Raw genomic sequence first — 17,990 nt, forward strand, 5'->3', positions numbered from 1 at the left:
CCCCTTCCCCCCCCCCCCCCCCCCCCCCCCCCCCCCCCCCCCCCCCCCCCCTTCCGCCCCCCCCCCCCCCCCCGCGTTCGCAGGATCGCGCGCCGGGTGTCCGTGTCGGGTGCCGGTGTGTGTGCCGGGTGCGGCTGCGTGTGCCGGCGCCTCCTGCGGGTGGGGGATGCCTCCGGTCGCCGGGTACCCGCTGCGGACGGCGCCGGTAGGGTCGGATGATGGTTCGATTGATCAGTGACAGTGCGCTCACCGGCAGCTCCGTGGTGGCCAACAGCGCCATGAACCGTGAGCGGGGGCTCAGCGGCGTCAACAGCTACGCCCGCGAGCTCGGCTTCGATCCGGCGGCCTGGCTGCGGGAGCACGGTGGCGCGGCGCCCGCCTGGCTCGACCTGTGCAGCGGGGAGGGGCGGGCGCTCGCGGAGGCCGCGCGGGTGCTGCCCGCAGGCGTCGAACTCACCGGCGTCGACCTGGTGGGGCCGCTCACCCCTCCGCCCGTTCCGCCGCCCGCCGCGCCGTCGGACGTGTCCGCCCGGCCCCGGCTACAGCTGGTCACGGCGGCGCTCGCCGACTGGACGCCCGCGCGGTCGTACCACCTGATCACCTGTGTGCACGGCCTGCACTACCTCGGCGACCAGCTCGGCGCGATCGCCCGGGCCGCCGCCTTGCTGACGCCGGACGGCCGGTTCGCCGCCCACTTCGACCCGGAGTCCGTGCGACGGCCGGACGGGTCCAGCGCCGCCCGCCAGGTGGTGGCCGCCCTGCGGGAGGCCGGCTTCGACTACCGGGCGCGTCGGCACCTGCTGCTGCTCGACGGCGGGCGGCCGGTCGAGCTGCCCTTCGAGTACGCGGGCGCCGACCCGTCGGCCGGGCCGAACTGGACCGGGCAGCCGGCGGTCGGGTCGTACTACCGGGGGCGTGTGGAGTCGTAGTTGAACGTTGAACGCGACGTCTGAATACCGCCGGAACCGCGGGCCGTTCCAGCCGAGGATCGAGTCATGTCCGAGAGCGGACCGAAGAGTTCTGCACACATGACCGTGACGACCGCGATGGCGGAGACGACGATGACGATGACGGAGACGGCGATGAACGGTGCGACGGCGCTGGACGGCAAGGTGGCCCTGGTGACCGGCGGCAGCCGGGGGATCGGGGCGGCGGTCGCGCTGCGACTGGCCGAGGAGGGCGCCGACGTCGCGCTCACCTACCAGGGCGCGGCGGAGCGGGCCGCGGAGGTGGTCGCGAAGATCACCGCGATGGGCCGGACCGGCTGGGCCGTCCGGGCGGACAGCGCCGACCCCGAGGCGGTGCGCGCCGCCGTGGCGGCGGTCGCCGAGCGGTTCGGCCGCCTGGACGTCCTGGTGAACAACGCGGGCGTCGGTGCGATGGGGCCGATCGAGGAGGTCGGGCTCGACGACCTCGACCGGGTGCTGGAGGTCAACGTCCGCGCGCCGTACCTCTATGCGCAGGCGGCGCTCGGCCACCTGGCCGACGGCGGGCGGATCGTCAGCATCGGCAGCTGCATCGCCCAGCGCGTCGCCTTTCCCGGCGGCACGCTCTACGCCACCAGCAAGGCCGCGCTGATCGGTCTGACCAAGGGCCTGGCCAGGGAACTCGGCCCGCGCGGGATCACCGCCAACCTGGTCCACCCGGGCCCGATCGACACCGAGATGAACCCGGCCGACGGGGAGTCCGCCGACTTCCAGCGCGGCCTCACCGCGCTCGGCCGCTACGGCACCGCGGCGGAGGTGGCGGCCGCCGTCGCCTACCTGGTCGGCGAGGACGGCCGGTACGTCAACGGCGCGGAGCTGGCGGTGGACGGCGGCTTCGCGGCCTGACGGCCGGTACACGGGGGCCCGGTGTCGTGCCGGGCGGTCGTCGGTGCGCGCGCTTACGATCGCCCGGCACGACCCGTGCCCTTGCCGACCGAGAGGTGTGCCATGACCGCAGCGGACGATCCGATCGGGCTGCTCGCCCGGGCCCTCGCCCAGACCGCCGGCCTGATCGACGGCACCGGTGTGGAGCTGGCCGGGCGCCCGACCCCCTGCCGCTCCTGGGATGTCGGCGACCTGGTCAGCCATCTGCTGTTCGACCTGCGGCAGTTCACCGTGCGGGCGCAGGGCGGCCAACCCGACTGGTCGCAGTCCTTCGAGCGGGTGGAGGAGGGCTGGCTGCACGCCTTCGAGGCCGGCGCGGAGCGGCTGATCTACGCCTGGCGGGCGGTCGGCGACCTCACCGGGGTGGTGGAGCTCCCCGGCGGCCACACCCTTCCGGCGCGCTTCCCGGTGGATCAGCAGACCGCGGAATTCGCCGCCCACGCCTGGGACTTGGCCCGCGCCACCGGCCAGTCCACGGACGGCTTGGACCACGAGGTCGCACTCGCGGCTCTCGCCTGGGCCCGCGGCGCACTCAAACCCGAGTACCGCGGCGAGGAGTCCGAACAGCAGGCGTTCGGCCCCGAAGTCCCCGTCCCGGCGGACGCCCCGCCGTACGACCGGCTCGCCGCCTTCTTCGGCCGGGACCCGCAGGCGGCCATCGGCTCGTGACGGTACCGGGCGGCGAATCCTGGTACCCGGCCCACGGGCGAAGCACGCGCCGTGGCCACTTCGGCCGGCGCGAACGGGCCGCTGCGGAAGCCGCGGCTGCCGAACCCCGTCCGTGGAGAGCGCGGTTCACCGCAGCACGGCCAGAACGGCGCCCCACTGGGAGGTGGTCCGGCCGGTGGCCACGCAGTGATCGGGGTCGGTCGTGATCCGGTGCGCGGTGGTGAGGCGGAACGACGACAGCGGCAGCACCGGCAGGGTCGTCCAGCCGGTGCCGAACTCGGGAGCGGTGCCGGAGTTGCTGCCGACCGTGCCCACCAGGAGGTCGCCCGGATCGCAGGCGGCCGCGTTGGCCGCGGTGGTGAAGGTGGTGCCGCCGGCGTCGCCGGAGGCGCGGGTGACGGCCCGCACGGTGGTGACACCCCGGAACTCGTCCACGCTGACGTGGTACTCGGCGGCGCGCGGGTAGTCCGCGCGGATCGAGTCGGCGGTGGTCAGGGCGGAGGCGTCGAAGGCGGCGAGGACGAGCACCCGGTGGCGCAGCGAGTCGGTCACGTCCCCGAGCAGCTGGAAGCGGTCGCCATGACTGTCGGTGACCTTGATCGGGCCATCGCAGGTACTGATGAGCATCATCGAGACGACCAGGGCGTCCCCTCGGGCGACCGCGACGCGTACGGGCAGCGTGATCCCCGTACTGGAGCCGGCCCGTTGTTCACCGGCGGTCCGGGCGATCCAGGACGGGGGCGCGGTGCTCGCGGCCGGGCCGTCCTGCGCCGTGGGCGTCGGCTGCGGGTCGGGGGCATCCGGGCCCGCCGGGGGACAGCCGTGCGCGTCGGGCTGCGCGGCGGGCGCGCGCACGGCGAGCAGGCCCAGGGTGCCGAGGACTCCGAGCACCAGGCCGAGGAGCAGGCTGAGCGCGTGCGTCCAGAGCCGGCGGGGGTGTGAGTGCGGGTGCGGCGCGGCCGGCGGCGATGGCTCCGGCGGCCCGGACAGCCCCGACGGCCCCGGTACCTGCAGAGATCCCGGCACCAAAGCCGGCACCAAAGCCGGCGCCGGGGCCGGCCCGGGCGCTGCGGGCGGCGGCTCGGCGAGCGGAGGCTCTCCCGGCGGTTCGCCGCTGACGGCGGCGGTCCAGCGGCGGTGCCACTGCTCCTCGTTGCCGCCGCACGCCTGGACGAAGGCCCTCGTGGTGGGCCATGAGGGGAGGCGGGAGCCGCAGGCCGCCTCGTAGAGCGTGGTGTGGGAGATCGAGCCGGCCCTCTTGGCCATCGTGCGGAACGACGGCTGGCCCGCGTCCAGCCGGAGGGTGCGGAGCTCGCCCGCGAAGCTTTCGGCGGCGGTCGGTGCCGGAGGTTCCTGCCCCGGTCGCGGCTCCTGCCCGTGCTGCGCCATGGCGCCCCCTGTTGTCAGATGTCAGATCCCTTGGTGGCGCTGCTTGCTCGTCGCGTCCGGATCATAGTGGCGCGTGGCCAACCGCGATCGGTGCTCTGCCAACTTCGGTCGGAGTGAGGGCCCGTGGGGCTCTCGCCGGCCGGGTGTCAGCTGTTGTCAGTTCCTGTCAGGCGGTACCGAACACCGGTGGGGATCGGGTCAGCTGTGTCCGCCGCCGGGGTCAACCGGTGGCGCGGAGACGGTTCGACCGGACAGGAGAGTCGATATGGTCAAGGGCATCCTCAAGAAGATCGGGCGCCGGGGCGGCACCACGGTGGCGGCGGTGGCGCTGGCGGCGGCCGGTGTCGGTCTGTCGGCAGGCGACGCGAACGCCGTCGGCTGGTACTACCTCAACAACCACCCGACCAACCACGGCGTGGGCGTCTACTCGCAGCCGTACTCGTGGTCGGCCAAGGTCGCCGGCGACCTGTACTCGTACTCGTGGTCCGGGGACGCGGTCGACATGGTGTGCTGGACTCGCGGCGAGAACATCAACAACCAGGGCAACGTCTGGTACCAGGTGACGACCGTGTATTCCACGAGCTACGGCTACCACGGCCAGACGGCCTACGTGTACGGGGCCTACACGGACGGCAACTGGAACTTCCACGTTCCGACCATCCCCGAGTGCTGAGCCCGCACTGACACGCGTGCGCCCCGTCCCTGGAATTCGCCTTCCTGGGCGGGGCGCACGCGTGTCAGTGCGTTCGGCCGGCGGTCGCCGCGCGTTTGACGGCCTCGCGGATGCGCGGGTAGCTGCCGCAGCGGCAGATGTTCTGGATCTGGTCGATGTCCGCGTCCGTGGGGTCGGGGGTGCGGCGCAGCAGGGCGACGGCGGTCATGATCTGGCCGGGCTGGCAGAAGCCACACTGGGCGACGTCGCAGTCGATCCAGGCCTCCTGCACCGGGTGCAGGACGTCGCCGTCGGCCAGGCCTTCGATGGTCGTGACGGTGTGGCCCTCGCAGTCCTTGACGGAGCGGGTGCAGGGCTGGAACTCCTGGCCGTCGAGGTGGCTGGTGCAGGCCCGGCAGACGCCCACCCCGCAGCCGTACTTGGGGCCGGTGACGCCGAGCTTGTCGCGCAGCACCCAGAGCAGCGGCATGTCGTCCGGGGCGTCCACGGTGACGGGCTGCCCGTTGAGGACGAAGGTGTGGGTGGGCATGGGGAGTGGAGGTCCTCGGTTCGGTCGGCGGCGGTTCGGTCGGATCGGACGGGTGGAGTGGTTCGGCGGTTCGGTGGGCGACGGTTCAGAAGTCGACGGGGAAGGAGCGCGGGCTGGTGCCGGTCGCGCGCGCGTACGCGTTGGCGACGGCCGCCGAGGCCGCGGGGACGCCCAACTCGCCTGCGCCGCCCGGGGATCCGCTCGGCGGCATGAGGTGGATCTCGACCACCGGTGGGGTGTTCCGCTGCCGGGCGTAGTGGAAGTCGGCGTAACTCCCCTCCCGTACCGCGCCGTTGTCGATGTGGTTGCCCGCTTGCAGGATGACCGAGATACCGTCGACCAGCGCGCCGGTCAACTGGGCTTCCAAGCCACGGGGGTTGATGACCTGGCCGACGTCGGCGGCGATCACCGCCTTGGTGACCCGGGGGGCGGCCCGGTCGGTGGCGTCCAGTTCGACCAGGTAGGCGACCCGGCTGCCGTGCTCGTCGTGGTAGCCGACGCCCTGGGCCTGGCCGGCCGGCATCGGACGGCCCCAACCGCCGGCCTTGGCGACGGTGTCCAGGACGGCGCGGCCGGCGGTGTCACGCAGCCGGGCGCGGCGGAAGGCGACCTCGTCCTGGCCCATCCGGCGGGCGAGTTCGTCCATCATGATCTCGTCGGCGACCCGGACCGTGCCCGAGTAGACCGAGCGCCAGCTGCCGGTGTGCATGGCGAGCGGGACCTCGGCGAGCAGTTGGGTGGGGAGGCCGACGTCGTACGGGTTCTTCTCGGTGAGCAGGAAGAAGGCCTGGGCGAGGCTGAGGCCGGCCAGCGAGAGGTTGAACCCGGCCCCGGTGAGCGCCTCGCCGAGGCCGTGTGAGAGGTCGGTCCGGACGGTGGCGACCCGGTGCTCCCAGGTGAGGACCTGGCCGAGGCCGTAGGTCGCGCGGATGCGGTGGTGGCTGGCGGGCCGCATCCGGCCGTGGCGCATGTCGTCGTTGCGGGTCCACATCAGTTTGACCGGGCGGCCGGCGGCCTTGGAGATCCGGGCGGCCTCCAGGGCGGCGTCGAAGAACAGCCGGCGCCCGAAGGACCCGCCGCCGCGCACGACGTGGACGGTGACGGCGTTCTGCGGCAGGCCGAGTTCGGCGGCGATGGTCTGCTGGGCGATGATCGGGCTCTGCGCCGCGAACCACAGGTCGGCGCGGCCCGGCCGAACGTCGGCGACGGCGGTCAGCACCTCCATCGGGGCGTGGTTGACGAAGGCGAAGTCGAACTCGCCGTCCAGGTGGGGGGTGAGCAGCGGCGGGAGGAGGAACGGTGCGTGGGCGGCGCGCAGCCGGGCCTGGATGTCGGCGGTGGACAGGTCCGCGACCGGGCCCGGGTTCCACGTGGTGCGCAGGGCGTCGCGGGCCTTGAGTGCCTGGTCGAAGGTCTCGGCGAGCACGGCGACGCCGCTGGGGACCGGCACCACGGCGAGCACCCCGGGCATGGCGCGGGCGACGGAGGCGTCCAGGGACTTGAGGGTGCCGTTGATGGTGGTCGGGCGGGCGACCACGGTGGGCACGGCGCCCGGGATCCGGAGGTCCCCGGCGTACTCGGCGCGCCCGGTGACGATGTCGCGGGCGTCGATCCGGCCGGTGGGCCTGCCGACCAGGCGCCGCTGGTCGGCCGGCTTGGGGGTGGCGGGTATGGCGGGAACGGCGATCGCGGCGGCGTCGGCGGCGAGTTCGCCGTAGCCGAGGCGGCGGCCGTCCGGGGCGAGGACGGCGGAGTCGGCGGTGCGCAGGGTGGTCGCGGGAACGTCCCAGCGGTCGGCGGCGGCGGTCACCAGCCGGGCGCGGGCGGCGGCGGCCGCGGCGCGCACCGGATCGTACAGTGAGCGCACCGAGTTGGAGCCGCCGGTCAGCTGGTTGAAGAGCAGCTCGGGCCGGCCGTCGGAGAGCGGGACGTCCACGTCGGTGAGCCGGGCGTCGAGTTCCTCCGCGACGAGCATGGCGATCGCGGTGGTGAGGCCCTGGCCGACCTCGAGCCGGGGCAGGTGCAGGGCGGCACGCCCGTCGGGGGTGACTTCGAGCACCAGCAGGTGTGAGGTCGGCAGCCCGGCGAGGATCATCGCGTCGCCGAGGTCGAGGACGTCCGGAATGCCCGGCAGGCCGAGCAACTGCGGGGGTGCGGAGGCGCTCTGGGGCGTCGCGGCGGTCGCGGCGGCAGCCTCGGCAGCCTGGGCAGCGGACTGGACGGCGGCCTGCGCGGTGGCGGGGGCGGCGGCGTCCAGGCCGAGCCGGGCGGCGACGGTGAGGGTCGGGGCGGCCAGCAGGTAGGTGAGGAAGCGACGTCGGCCGGTGGCCTCGGGGGCGGCCGGCGTCGCCGCTCCGCCGGCGTGGCCGGTGGCGTCCGGGGACGCGGTGGAGGTGCTGATGGGAGGAAAACCCTTCGAGCCGGAGGCGGCGCCGGATCGGGCGGGCACCGACGGGCCCCGGCCCCGGTGCCGGATCGCGAACGCCGATGAGCATAGGAGGGTGCCACTGGCGGGGCAACACGGCAACCTTGGTCCTCTGGTGGGGCGGTGGAGCCGCTCGGTCGGCTTGTGTGGGGAGGTTGGAGCGGGTACGGACGGCGCTTGGGCGGCGCGGACGGGGCCGGGCCCACGGCGGTGAACCGGCCGCGCGGGGCAACAGGGTCCGTCGCACGGCAGTTCAGCGGTCGCCCGGCGGTGCGGCGGCGGCCCGGGAAATGGCCCAGGAAAACTCAAGATCACTGGACCTGTCGGCCGGTCCACTCGCCCTCTAGGGTGGGTTTGAGGACGCCGAGACCCACAGACAGCGGTTGCGAACGCCGCGCTCGCGCGCCGCCGACGGCGCGACCCCGCCCGCCGGGCTCGCGCGCCGGGCCGTCATGCCATCAGTCCGTCAGCTGACCAGCCGATCGGCTGGTCCGTCAGTCAGGAGAGAAGTGCCGAACGGGAGAGACACGTCGAACCGCGGTGCCGCCGCCCGGTTCGCCCTGCTGCCGCCCGCTGGACCGCAGCGGACGCTGGCCGCGGCCCAGTTGGCGAGCGCCGTGGGCGACGGCGCCTACTACACCTGCTCCGCGCTCTACTTCACCCGCGTGGTCGGCATGTCCCCGACCGCCCTCGGCATCGGCCTCGCCGTCGCCTGGGCGCTCGGCTCGCTCGCCGGCGTCCCGCTCGGCCACCTCGCCGACCGCCGGGGCCCGCGCCGTACGGCGGTGGCGCTCGCCCTCGGCACCACGGCCGTCGTCGCGGCCTTCCTGGTGATCCGCTCCTACGGGTCGTTCCTGCTCGCCGTCTGCCTCTACGCCACCGCGCAGTCCGGGCTGACCGCGGCCCGGCAGGCGCTGGTCGCCGGCCTCGTTCCGCGCGCCGAACGGACCGGACTGCTCGCCCACCTGCAGTCCACGCTCAACGGCGGGCTGGCGGTCGGCGCCGCCATCGGCGGCGTCGCGCTCACCGTCGGCACCAGGACCGCCTACCTCGGTGCCTTCACCGTGACCGCGCTCGGCTTCCTGGCCGGTGCGCTGGTCCTCCGCCGACTGCCCGAAGTCCCGTCCGCCGCAGTCGAGTCCGGCACCGGCCCGCGCCTGGCCGTGCTGCGGGACCGCCGCTACGCCGCCGTCACCCTGGTCAACACCGTGCTGCTGCTGCGGATGCCACTGCTCAGCCTGGTGCTGCCGCTGTGGATCGCCGAGCGGGCCCCGGGGATCGGCTGGCTCGGCTCGGCGCTGTTCGTGCTCAACACCGTTGCGGTGCTGGCCTTCCAGATCCGGGCGGCGCGCGATGTCACCGGACTGGACTCGGCGGTGAAGGCGGTCCGTACGGCGGGGGTGCTGCTGCTCGCCTCCTGCGCCGTCTGCGGACTGACCGCGCTGGACGTGCCGGTGTGGGCGGTCGGCGCACTGCTGGCGGTGGCGGCCGTGCTCCAGGTCGCGGGCGAGATGCGGCAGTCGGCCGGGTCCTGGCAGCTCGGCTTCGACCTGGCCCCGCCGGAGCGGATCGGCCAGTACCAGGGCTTCTTCGGCACCGGCGTGGCCGTCGCCCGCACCGTCGGGCCGCTGCTGCTCACCACCCTGCTGCTGGACGGCGGCCTCGCGGGCTGGCTGGTGCTCGGCGCGGTCTTCCTCGTCGCCGGGTTCGCGATGGGGCCGGTGGCCCGCTGGGCGGCGAGCGGCCGCCGGCCCGTGCCCGCCGGCCCGGCGGTCGCGGCCGCCCGGGGATAGCCGGGCAACGGGGCGGCCGGGGGGCAGGGGGCCGCGCTGACAAGGACGCGGCCGGGCGGGCACGCCCGGAAAACGGTGGCCTCCGCCCGCCGCGCGCTGGCATGCTGACCGCGTGGACAGACCCCTGATCTGGCTCGACTTCGCCCCGGAGCTGCACCTCTTCGTCTCCGCGCCCCGGCGGGCCGGCCGCACCCAGCTGCACACCGACGGCACCTCCACCCTCGGCCACGTCGTCGAGTCCCTGGGCGTCCCGCTCACCGAGGTCGGCGCCCTCCTGGTGGACGGACGGCCCGTCCCCGACTCGCACGTCCCGGCCGACGGCGAACACCTCACCGTCGAGGCCGTGACCAGGCCGCAGCCCTCGCCCGCCCCGCCGCGCTTCCTGCTGGACGTCCACCTCGGCACCCTCGCCCGCCGACTGCGCCTGCTCGGCGTCGACGCCGCCTACGAGAACCCCGACATCGGCGACGCCGCGCTGGCCGCCCGCTCCGCCGCCGAGCAGCGCATCATGCTCTCCCGTGACCGCGGCCTGCTGCGCCGCCGCGAACTGTGGGCCGGTGCCTACGTCTACAGCCACCGCCCGGCCGAGCAGCTGCGCGACGTGCTCTCCCGCTTCGCCCCGCCGCTGGTGCCCTGGAGCCGCTGCACCACCTGCAACGGCGCGCTGCGCAGCGCGACCAAGACCTCGGTGCGCGAGCAGCTGCGGGACGGCACCGAGCGCTCCTACGACGCCTTCGCCCAGTGTGAGGAGTGCGGGCAGGCCTACTGGCGGGGCGCCCACCACGCCCGGCTGGAGGCCATCGTCACCGACGCGGTGCGCGAGTTCGGGGGCGTTCCGGGATAGCCGTGGGCGGGTGCTTGGCCGGCGCGGGCCGGCCGGGCCGGCGGTGGGCCTGGCGGTCCGCCGGACGGTCGTGGTCTCATCGGTGGTGGGGATGTGCCCAGGAACTCCGCCACCGTTTCCGCCATGGGGCCTCATGAGGCGTACGTGCGGCGCCATGGTCGGTCAGGAGAGAGAGGCCGGGTCGTCGGATGAGCAACCAGCCGGTGCACCAACCCTTCGGAACCGCCGAACTCGATGACGCACCCCAGGTGACCGCCCCGGACGGCGCCGAGGTCCGGCCCCTCCTGGTCCTGGACGGGCAGGGCAGCCTCGCCGTCTTCCGCCTCGCCCCCGGGCAGGTCACCCACACGGTGTCGCACGCCACCGTCCAGGAGCTGTGGCAGGTCACCGCCGGCAGCGGGGAACTGTGGCGGCGCCAGGACGGCCGGGAGCAGACCGTCCGCCTGGTACCAGGGACGGCCGTGTCGATACCGCTGGGCACCGCCTTCCAGTTCCGCGCCGACGCGGACGCCGACGAGCCGCTGCGGATCACCGCCGTCACCATGCCGCCCTGGCCAGGGACGGACACCGAGGCGCGGCCCGAGGACGGCCCCTGGACGGCGACCGTCGGGTGAGGGGCCCGGACGGCGGCGCTACGGCGCGTGCAGACCGAGGGTCCAGACGTGGGTGGTGTAGTCGCCCATGCGGGTCGGATGGCGCTCGACGAGCGTCACGACCAGGCCCCCGGCGGTGCGGCGCAGCGAACCGGTGAAGCGGTGCTGCTCCTCCGGGGCCAGCGGGCGGAGCTCCGCCAGCACGACGTCGTCCAGATCCCGCCCGACGGCGCGGAGCACTCCCGCGTCCAGCACCAGCATCGTGCCGTCGGGCAGCACCAGCGGCGCCGGGGCCTGGGCGTCGGCGAGCAGCGGGCCGCGCTCGATCCGCCCACCGGGCAACAGCCGCACCACCCGGCTCTCGGTGGGGAGGCGGCGGTCCGTCTCGACCACCCGCAGGCCGCTGCCGACCACGTAGTGGCCGTAGCTGCGCCAGGAGTCGACGAGGGCGCCGTTCCGGTCGTAGGCCCAGGTGGCGAAGGTGCCGTAGCCCTCCAGCCCGAGCACGAAACGACCCCCGCCCAGCGCCGCGCCGCGTTGGCCGCGCAACTCGGCGACCGGGGAACCGTCCGCCAGGTCCAGCAGCAGGGCCGGGCCGAGGATGCCCCAGGCGGTGTACTCGAAGGAGTCGGTGGTGACCAGCACCCGGCCGGAGGAGACGTGCGCCGCGTTCGGCCGCCCCGGGCAGGGCTGCCGCCAGCGGATCCGGCCGGTGGAATCCACGCAGCTGATCTCGCCGTCCCGGCCGTGCACCTCCCAGCCGTCCCGCCGCGCCAGCGGCCCTTCCGGGCGCCCCTGCGGACGACCGCCGCGCTCACGTCGGTGGTCCGTGACCGTGACCCGCCAGCTTCCCATGGGTCGGATGCTACCGGCCGGCCCTGAACGACGGGGGCCGTTCGGCGGGTGCCCCCGGGGCCCGGACGACGGACAATCTCCTCAGGATGCCGAGCAGGAGGCCACGGTGGAGTTCGCGGAGTTCGATGTCATGATCGAGATCCCCCAGGGGTCCCGGAACAAGTACGTGATGGACTTCGACGCGGGCCGCATCCGCCTCGACCGCACCCTCTTCACGGCCACCCGCTACCCCAACGACTACGGCTACGTCGAGGGCACGCTCGGCGGCGACGGCGAACCCCTCGACGCCCTGGTCCTCGGCGGCGAGCCCGCCGTCCCGGGCTGCGTGCTGACCTGCCGGGCGGTCGGCATGTGGGTGATGCGGGACGAACGCGGCCCGGACCAGAAGGTGCTGTGCGTCCCGGCCCGCGACCCGCGCTACGCCGACCTGCGGGACGTGGGCGACCTCCGGGAGTTCGACCTGCTGGAGATCACCCACTTCTTCCAGGTGTACAAGGACCTCGAACGCGGCAAGTCGGTCGAGGGCTCGCACTGGGCGGGGCCGGAGGCGGCGTACGCGGAGATCGCGGAGTCCCGCGCCCGCGCGGCGGGGACGCGGTTCGCCCGCCCGGCGTAGGGCGGGCGGCGGGAAGGGCGGAGGCTCGGAGCGCGGACGGGCGCGCGAGAGCCGGGGGCGACCGCGGGGGAGCGTCGGCAGCCAGGCGGTTGCTCGTCGGCTGCGGGCACCGAAGGGGGAGAGGCCGGGCGCTGTGAGGTATCGGGCGGCGCGGTGGGCTGGTGTCACATGCCCGTCGCGCCGACCTGATTCCTGGCCCGCCTGTGTCCGGCGGGCCAGGAGGCCCGGGCTTTCGATGGGCAGGGCGCCCACCGGGCGCGGGTGGTCAGAGGCGGGCGCTGCGCAGGATGGCGCCGACCTGGTCCGAGATCGCGGCCTCGTTCTCTTCGAACTCAGGCGAGGTCACCTGGGCTTGATCGGCCGGGAGGCCGGTCAGGACCGGGGTGTGGAGGTGGCCGCCGGGGAGGTCGGGGGCGAGGTCGAGGCGGAGGCGGTTGGAGCGGTACGCGACCTCGTTGGAGAGGTACCCTCCGCCGCCTCCGGCGACGGCGCGGGAGCCGGGGGTGGGCCCGTCGTCGCGGGTGACCGGGGTGGTGGAGCCCGCAGGGATCTCCGTGACGGGGGTGTTGAGCAGGACCGGGTAGGGCTGTTGGACGGCCGTCATCGCGTCGGTGGGCAGGGTGGTGTGGATGAACTGGGGCCCGTCGGCCAGGCCCGGGGCGTCGACCGGGTGGGTGCTGGTGCCGCCGGAGAGGGCGCCCACGTTGTCGGTGGCCGGGTCGGCGGAGCGGGCGCGGCCGGCCCAGGCCTCCAGGGTGAACACGCCGGGGTAGCCCTGGCTGATGCTGGTGATCAGGTCGGCGGACTGGGGGCCGGGCACCAGGTGCGGGCCGAAGGCGCGTTCCACGATGCCGTCGTCGAAGTCGCCGTAGCGCACCGGCAGGACGACGGCCCGGACCTCGGCGGTGCTGCCGTCGGCGAGGGTGATCCGCCGGCCGTGCAGTTGCAGGACGGCGGCGCCGGAAGGGTTGGCGCGGCGCGGTTCGGTGTCCAGGCCGTACGGGTCGAAGCCGCTGACGAAGACCCGTCGGATGCCGGGATCGCCGGTGAAGCCGTCGTCCAGGCCGCGCGAGGAGTCCTCGAAGCGGGCCCGCAGACCGGCCTGGTCGACGTCGAACGTCGGTTGCCAACGGGCGAGTTGGACGGTCATGGCGAGCCTGGCCCAGTACAGCGGGCGGTCGTCGCGGGCGGGCAGCGCGCCGCTCGGCCGGCGGCCCTGGGCGCGGTCGAGCCCGGTCTGCCAGAGTGCCCGGCCCCAGGCCTGCACCACCCACTCGGCGCGGCGGGTGTTGCGGGCGGAGCAGAGAGCGGCGGGGAAGCGCGCCAGCAGCTCGTCGAAGCCGGTGTGCTCGGTGAAGGCGGCGGTGCGGCCGTCCTGGAGGCGGGCCTGCTCGGCGTCGAGGGCGGCGGTGGTGACGGTCCGGCAGCCGGCCTGCTCGGCCTGGGCGGTCGCCGGAACCAGCAGGGCGGCGAACGTCCCGGCGAGGGCGGCGGCCAGAGCGGCGGCGCGGCCGACGGTGTGTCCGGCGGTGTGGTGGGCGGTGCGCCCGGCACGTCCGGAGCCGCGTCCGGTGGCGCGGGCAGGGTGACGTTCGGCGGCGCGGGCGGAGGCACGGCGAGGCTGTGTCATGTCCACCGACAATAGGTCCCGGGCTGACACCCCGCCAGAGCACCCGCCGCCGCGACCGTAGGCTGGGCGGGTGACACCCATCGACCCGACCGTGAAGTCCCTGCTCACCGACCCCTACGGCAGCTACGCCGAACTGCGCGCCGAGGCCCCCGTCCGACGGATCGTCGGCCCGGACGGGCTGCCCTTCTGGTTGGTGACCCGCTACGCGGACGTCCGCCAGGCGCTCGCCGACCCCGCGCTCGCCCTCGACAAGGCGCACGCCGCCCCCGGGAACTACAAGGGCTTCGCGCTGCCGCCCGCGCTCGACGCCAACCTGCTCAACATGGATCCCCCGGACCACACCCGGATCCGCCGCCTCGTCTCCCAGGCCTTCACCCCGCGCCGGATCAGCGCCCTGCGCGCGCCGATCGAGCGGACCGCCGAGCAACTCCTCGACACCATCGAGCCGTTGGGCCGTACCGACCTGCTGGCGACCTACGCCGCGCCGCTGCCGATCACCGTCATCTGCGACCTGCTCGGCGTCCCGGAAGGCGACCGGCTCGACTTCCGCACCTGGACGGACACCCTGATCACCCCGGACCCGGCCCGCCCCGAGCAGGCCCGCGCCGCCGTCGCGTCGATGCTCGGCTTCTTCACCGGCCTGATCGAGCGCAAGCGCGCCGAACCGGCCGACGACCTGCTCTCCGACCTGATCACCGTCCGGGACGAACAGGACCGCCTGAGCGAGGACGAGCTGACCTCACTCGCCTTCCTGATCCTCTTCGCCGGCTACGAGAACACCGTCCACCTGATCGCCAACGCCGTCCTGGCCCTGCTCACCCACCCCGAGCAACTCGCCGCGCTGCGCGCCGAACCGGAGCTGATCGCGGGCGCCGTCGAGGAGTTCGCCCGCTACGACGGCCCCGCCCCGCTGGCCATCCGCCGCTTCCCGCGCCACGACGTCACGATCGGCGACGTCACGGTCCCCGCCGGGGAGACGGTGCTGCTCTCGCTCGCCTCCGCCAACCGCGACCCCGAGCAGTTCACCGAGCCGGACCGGCTCGACGTCCGGCGTCGCGAGAACGGCCACCTCGCCCTCGGCCACGGCATCCACTACTGCCTGGGCGCTCCGCTGGCCCGCCTGGAGACCTCCCTCGCGCTGACCGCGCTGCTGCGCCGCTTCCCCGACCTCGCCCTGGACGTGCCGGTCGGACAGCTGCGCCACCGGCCCGCCCTGCGGGCCCGGGGCCTGCTGGAACTCCCCGTCCGGTACTGACGGGGACACCTGCCGGGCAGCCGCGAGCCGCTGACGCGGTCTTGACGCGGCGGGTGGGAACCGGCGTGACCTCTACAGCGTTGTCGTGGTCGAACAGCGTGATTCGGACGGTGGTGGAGGAAACCCCATGAGTGTGGCCCTGACGAAGGGCGGCAACGTCTCCCTGGGCAAGCAGGCCCCCGGCCTGCGCGTGGTACGGGTGGGCCTCGGCTGGGCGGCCGGCGGCGGATACGACCTGGACGCCAGCGCGCTGCTCTGCGGCGCCTCCGGGAAGGTCCTCACGGACCAGCACTTCGTCTTCTTCAACAACCTGCGGAGCCCGGACGGGTCCGTCCGGCACCAGGGCGGCAGCGGCGGTGGTGACGACCGGGAGCGGATCGAGGTCCGGCTCGCGGAGGTCGCCGCCGACGTGGAGAAGATCGTCTTCGCGGTGGCGATCTACGACGCGGCGCAGCGGCGGCAGACCTTCGGTCAGGTCCGTGGCGCCTACATCCGGCTCACCGACGCGGACGGCGGCGCCGAGGTGGCCCGCTACGACGTGCAGCCGGAGGCGGGCAGCGAGACCGCGATGGTGTTCGGCGAGCTCTACCGGCACGGCGCGGACTGGAAGTTCCGCGCCGTCGGGCAGGGGTACGCCGCAGGCCTCGCGGGCATCGCGACGGACTTCGGCGTCGACGTCCTGCAGCCCGCGCCCGCCGCCGCCCCGACGCCCGCCCCGACGCCCGCGCCGGTTCCCCTCCCGGCCGTGCCGTCGGCCCCCGCGGTGTCGCCCGCCGTTCCGAAGCCCCAGCCAGCAACAGGGAGTTCACCCGTGACGTGTTTCTTCGACCCCTCGCACGGCTACGGCTCGACCGCCGTGCTCTGGCAGCCGCAGTGGGGCGTGCCGCGCCAGGTCGAGGCGTGCGCCGCCTGTGCCCAGCGGATCCAGACCACCGTCCCGCCGTTCTACACTCCGCAGCAGGCGGGCTATCCGCAGCAGGCCGCCTATCCGCAGCAGGCCGCCTATCCGCAGCAGGGCGGCTTCCCGCAGCCGGTCCAGCAGGGCCACCCCCAGGTGCCCGGCCAGCAGGACCAGGGCCGGCGCTTCGGCACCGGCGCGCTGATCGGCGCGGGCGCGGCGGGCCTGGTCGGCGGGGTGCTGCTCAACGAGGCGCTGAGCGACGACGCGCCCGAGGTGGTCGTCAACAACTACTACGAGGACGACGACTTCTTCTAGACCGTCAGACGCGAACGCACCGGTACGGGCCGTCGGGGATGCTCCGGCGGCCCGTAGCGGCTGCCCGTCCGCCTGTCGCCTGTCCGCCTGTCGCCTGGCCGATTCGGCGGTCAGTCGATCACGACCGCCATGTGGCCGTAGGTGGCGTAGCCGTTCTCGAAGTCCTTCTCGGAGACCGTGGTGCGGCCGCGGGCGGGGTCGTTGAGCGACACCCTGCCGTTGTTGAAGCCGGTGACGACGACGGTGTGCTCGGCGGGCCCGGCGTACGGGACGCTCCTCCCGTCGTAGGCCGTGTAGGTGGTCGCGTCCAGGTGCCGCCACAGGTAGTCCACCCAGACGATCGCCGGGTGGCCGGCCGCCAGCTGGTCCTTGAGCGTCGCCGTGGAGACGTCCTGGCCGTCCTGGAGCACGGTGAGCCCGAAGGCGCGGGCGGCCTTCGCCACCGGCGGGTCGTAGACACCGAACCCGGTGCCGTCCTCCTCCGAGCCGTCCGGATCGCCGACGAAGGCCTCGAAGGGGTCACCGGACAGCGGGCCCGAGTGGCCGAACTCGTAGTGCACCCGGTCGACGCCGATCCGGTCCAGCACCTCTCGGTCGTCCGCGGTCACCCCGCGCGCAGCGAGGATCATGCGCAGCGCGGCGGCCTCGCAGTCGTCATTGAGCTGCTGGCGGTAGTAGGGGACGCTCGCGGCGGTCGGCGCGGCTGCGGGGGCTGCGGCGATCGTCGCGGCTGTGGTGACTGCCGCGGCGGGACCGGCGCCGACCGCCAGGACCGTGCTGGTCAGCGCGACGAGCCAGGGCAGGCTTGCACGTGGTGAAGAAATCGTCATGGCCATGAAGCTACGAACGTTGGTCGCGCTCCGCAGCCGGTGGACCGCGATCAGGTGACGAGGCGTATGCCCTACCGCCGGTACGCCCCTACCGCCGGTACGCCCCGGCCCGGGCGGCCGCCTCGGCGGCGGCCGCGGCACGGTCGGCGGCGGGCTCGTCCAGCGGCTCGGCGGTCGTGAGCATCCGGTAGTAGAGCGGCGCCGAGACGGCCCGGATCACCTCCGAAGGGTCGGTTCCCGGCGGGAGTTCGCCGCGCTCGACCGCCTCGGTGACGCACGGCGCCCACTCCTCGACCCGGCGCCGGTAGAACAGCCGCAGGGCTTCGGCCGTCCCCGGATCGCCGTCGGCCGCCACGATCACCGCCCGGAACAGTGCGCCCTGCCGGGGGTCGGCCAGGGTGCGCTGGACGAGCCGGGCGTTGGCGCGCAGGTCCTCGGCGAGCGTGCCGCTGCGGGTGCGCGGCAGGGACTGCTCGGCCATGTCGGTGAGCAGGTCGGCGACCAGGGCGGTGGTGCTGCCCCAGCGGCGGTAGACGGTGGTGCGGCCGACCCCGGCCCGCTGGGCGATGTCGCCGAGGTCGAGTCCGCCGAAGCCGTGCTCGACGAGGGCGTCTTCGGCGGCCCGCAGGACGGCGGCGCGGACCCGGGCGGTTCGGCCGCCCGGGCGGATTGTGCCGGGTGTGGAGGTCTCGACGGGCTCGGCGACCATTAACGGGAATCCTGTTCCATTAGCTGGCGGAGATCTGCTAGGTTCGAGGCATCCTAACGGAATGGGAGTCCCATTAGGGGCTTTTCGAGGGGA

The 17,990-nt window shown here is 74.4% G+C and carries 17 protein-coding genes; 10 read left to right on the forward strand and 7 right to left on the reverse strand.

The features are described 5' to 3' along the window. Positions 1-227 precede the first annotated feature (227 nt). The 3 genes from ACZ4WV_RS00155 (at position 228) to ACZ4WV_RS00165 (ending at position 2,540) form a co-directional block, all read left to right on the forward strand. Positions 228-929: a class I SAM-dependent methyltransferase gene (locus tag ACZ4WV_RS00155; RefSeq protein ID WP_465741134.1), complete on the forward strand. Its 702-nt coding sequence runs from the start codon at positions 228-230 to the stop codon at positions 927-929. A 132-nt stretch (positions 930-1,061) separates the two neighbouring features. Further along, entirely contained in the window at positions 1,062-1,832 is a 771-nt protein-coding gene (locus ACZ4WV_RS00160) for an SDR family NAD(P)-dependent oxidoreductase (protein ID WP_465741644.1), read from the forward strand. Positions 1,833-1,934: 102 nt separating this feature from the next. Beyond that, on the forward strand, positions 1,935-2,540 hold the full coding sequence (locus tag ACZ4WV_RS00165; protein ID WP_465741136.1) for a TIGR03086 family metal-binding protein: 606 nt from the start codon (positions 1,935-1,937) through the stop codon (positions 2,538-2,540). Positions 2,541-2,666: 126 nt separating this feature from the next. On the opposite strand, the gene ACZ4WV_RS00170 is transcribed toward ACZ4WV_RS00165, so the two are convergent. Then, positions 2,667-3,929, reverse strand: a complete 1,263-nt coding sequence (locus tag ACZ4WV_RS00170; protein WP_465741138.1) for a hypothetical protein — start codon at positions 3,927-3,929, stop codon at positions 2,667-2,669. A 265-nt stretch (positions 3,930-4,194) separates the two neighbouring features. On the opposite strand from ACZ4WV_RS00170, the gene ACZ4WV_RS00175 reads away from it, so the two are divergent. Then, positions 4,195-4,602 (forward strand): hypothetical protein, encoded by a 408-nt coding sequence (locus ACZ4WV_RS00175; RefSeq protein WP_465741140.1) that lies wholly within the window; start codon positions 4,195-4,197, stop codon positions 4,600-4,602. 64 nt (positions 4,603-4,666) lie between these two features. On the opposite strand, the gene ACZ4WV_RS00180 is transcribed toward ACZ4WV_RS00175, so the two are convergent. After that, entirely contained in the window at positions 4,667-5,131 is a 465-nt protein-coding gene (locus tag ACZ4WV_RS00180; protein ID WP_465741142.1) for a (2Fe-2S)-binding protein, read from the reverse strand. Positions 5,132-5,216: 85 nt separating this feature from the next. Next, entirely contained in the window at positions 5,217-7,580 is a 2,364-nt protein-coding gene (locus ACZ4WV_RS00185) for a xanthine dehydrogenase family protein molybdopterin-binding subunit (protein ID WP_465741144.1), read from the reverse strand. Positions 7,581-8,065: 485 nt separating this feature from the next. On the opposite strand from ACZ4WV_RS00185, the gene ACZ4WV_RS00190 reads away from it, so the two are divergent. From ACZ4WV_RS00190 to ACZ4WV_RS00200, 3 genes are all read left to right on the forward strand, one after another. Further along, positions 8,066-9,349, forward strand: coding sequence for an MFS transporter (locus tag ACZ4WV_RS00190; protein WP_465741146.1), 1,284 nt, complete (start codon positions 8,066-8,068; stop codon positions 9,347-9,349). A gap of 112 nt (positions 9,350-9,461) precedes the next feature. Beyond that, a complete protein-coding gene (locus ACZ4WV_RS00195) occupies positions 9,462-10,193 on the forward strand; it encodes a Mut7-C RNAse domain-containing protein (protein WP_465741148.1) in 732 nt (243 codons plus the stop codon). A 188-nt stretch (positions 10,194-10,381) separates the two neighbouring features. Continuing rightward, a complete protein-coding gene (locus tag ACZ4WV_RS00200; protein WP_465741150.1) occupies positions 10,382-10,807 on the forward strand; it encodes a cupin domain-containing protein in 426 nt (141 codons plus the stop codon). A gap of 18 nt (positions 10,808-10,825) precedes the next feature. On the opposite strand, the gene ACZ4WV_RS00205 is transcribed toward ACZ4WV_RS00200, so the two are convergent. Continuing rightward, positions 10,826-11,641, reverse strand: a complete 816-nt coding sequence (locus ACZ4WV_RS00205; protein ID WP_465741152.1) for a hypothetical protein — start codon at positions 11,639-11,641, stop codon at positions 10,826-10,828. Positions 11,642-11,771: 130 nt separating this feature from the next. Here ACZ4WV_RS00205 and ACZ4WV_RS00210 point away from each other — a divergent pair, with 130 nt between their 5' ends. Then, entirely contained in the window at positions 11,772-12,257 is a 486-nt protein-coding gene (locus tag ACZ4WV_RS00210; RefSeq protein WP_465741646.1) for an inorganic diphosphatase, read from the forward strand. Positions 12,258-12,522: 265 nt separating this feature from the next. Here ACZ4WV_RS00210 and ACZ4WV_RS00215 read toward each other — a convergent pair whose 3' ends face one another. Then, positions 12,523-13,887 (reverse strand): pyroglutamyl-peptidase I, encoded by a 1,365-nt coding sequence (locus ACZ4WV_RS00215; protein WP_465741154.1) that lies wholly within the window; start codon positions 13,885-13,887, stop codon positions 12,523-12,525. Between the two features lie 70 nt (positions 13,888-13,957). Here ACZ4WV_RS00215 and ACZ4WV_RS00220 point away from each other — a divergent pair, with 70 nt between their 5' ends. After that, complete coding sequence (locus tag ACZ4WV_RS00220; protein WP_465741156.1) at positions 13,958-15,142, forward strand: cytochrome P450 family protein; 1,185 nt, start codon at positions 13,958-13,960, stop codon at positions 15,140-15,142. Between the two features lie 127 nt (positions 15,143-15,269). Next, entirely contained in the window at positions 15,270-16,358 is a 1,089-nt protein-coding gene (locus ACZ4WV_RS00225) for a TerD family protein (protein ID WP_465741158.1), read from the forward strand. Between the two features lie 110 nt (positions 16,359-16,468). On the opposite strand, the gene ACZ4WV_RS00230 is transcribed toward ACZ4WV_RS00225, so the two are convergent. Both ACZ4WV_RS00230 and ACZ4WV_RS00235 read right to left on the reverse strand, forming a co-directional pair. Further along, complete coding sequence (locus ACZ4WV_RS00230; RefSeq protein WP_465741160.1) at positions 16,469-17,188, reverse strand: C39 family peptidase; 720 nt, start codon at positions 17,186-17,188, stop codon at positions 16,469-16,471. An 88-nt stretch (positions 17,189-17,276) separates the two neighbouring features. Further along, the gene (locus ACZ4WV_RS00235) at positions 17,277-17,897 is read right to left on the reverse strand and encodes a TetR/AcrR family transcriptional regulator (RefSeq protein WP_465741162.1); all 621 of its coding nucleotides are present in this window, start codon (positions 17,895-17,897) and stop codon (positions 17,277-17,279) included. Between the last annotated feature and the right edge of the window lie 93 nt (positions 17,898-17,990).

It is taken from the genome of Kitasatospora sp. NPDC029312 (assembly GCF_055569215.1).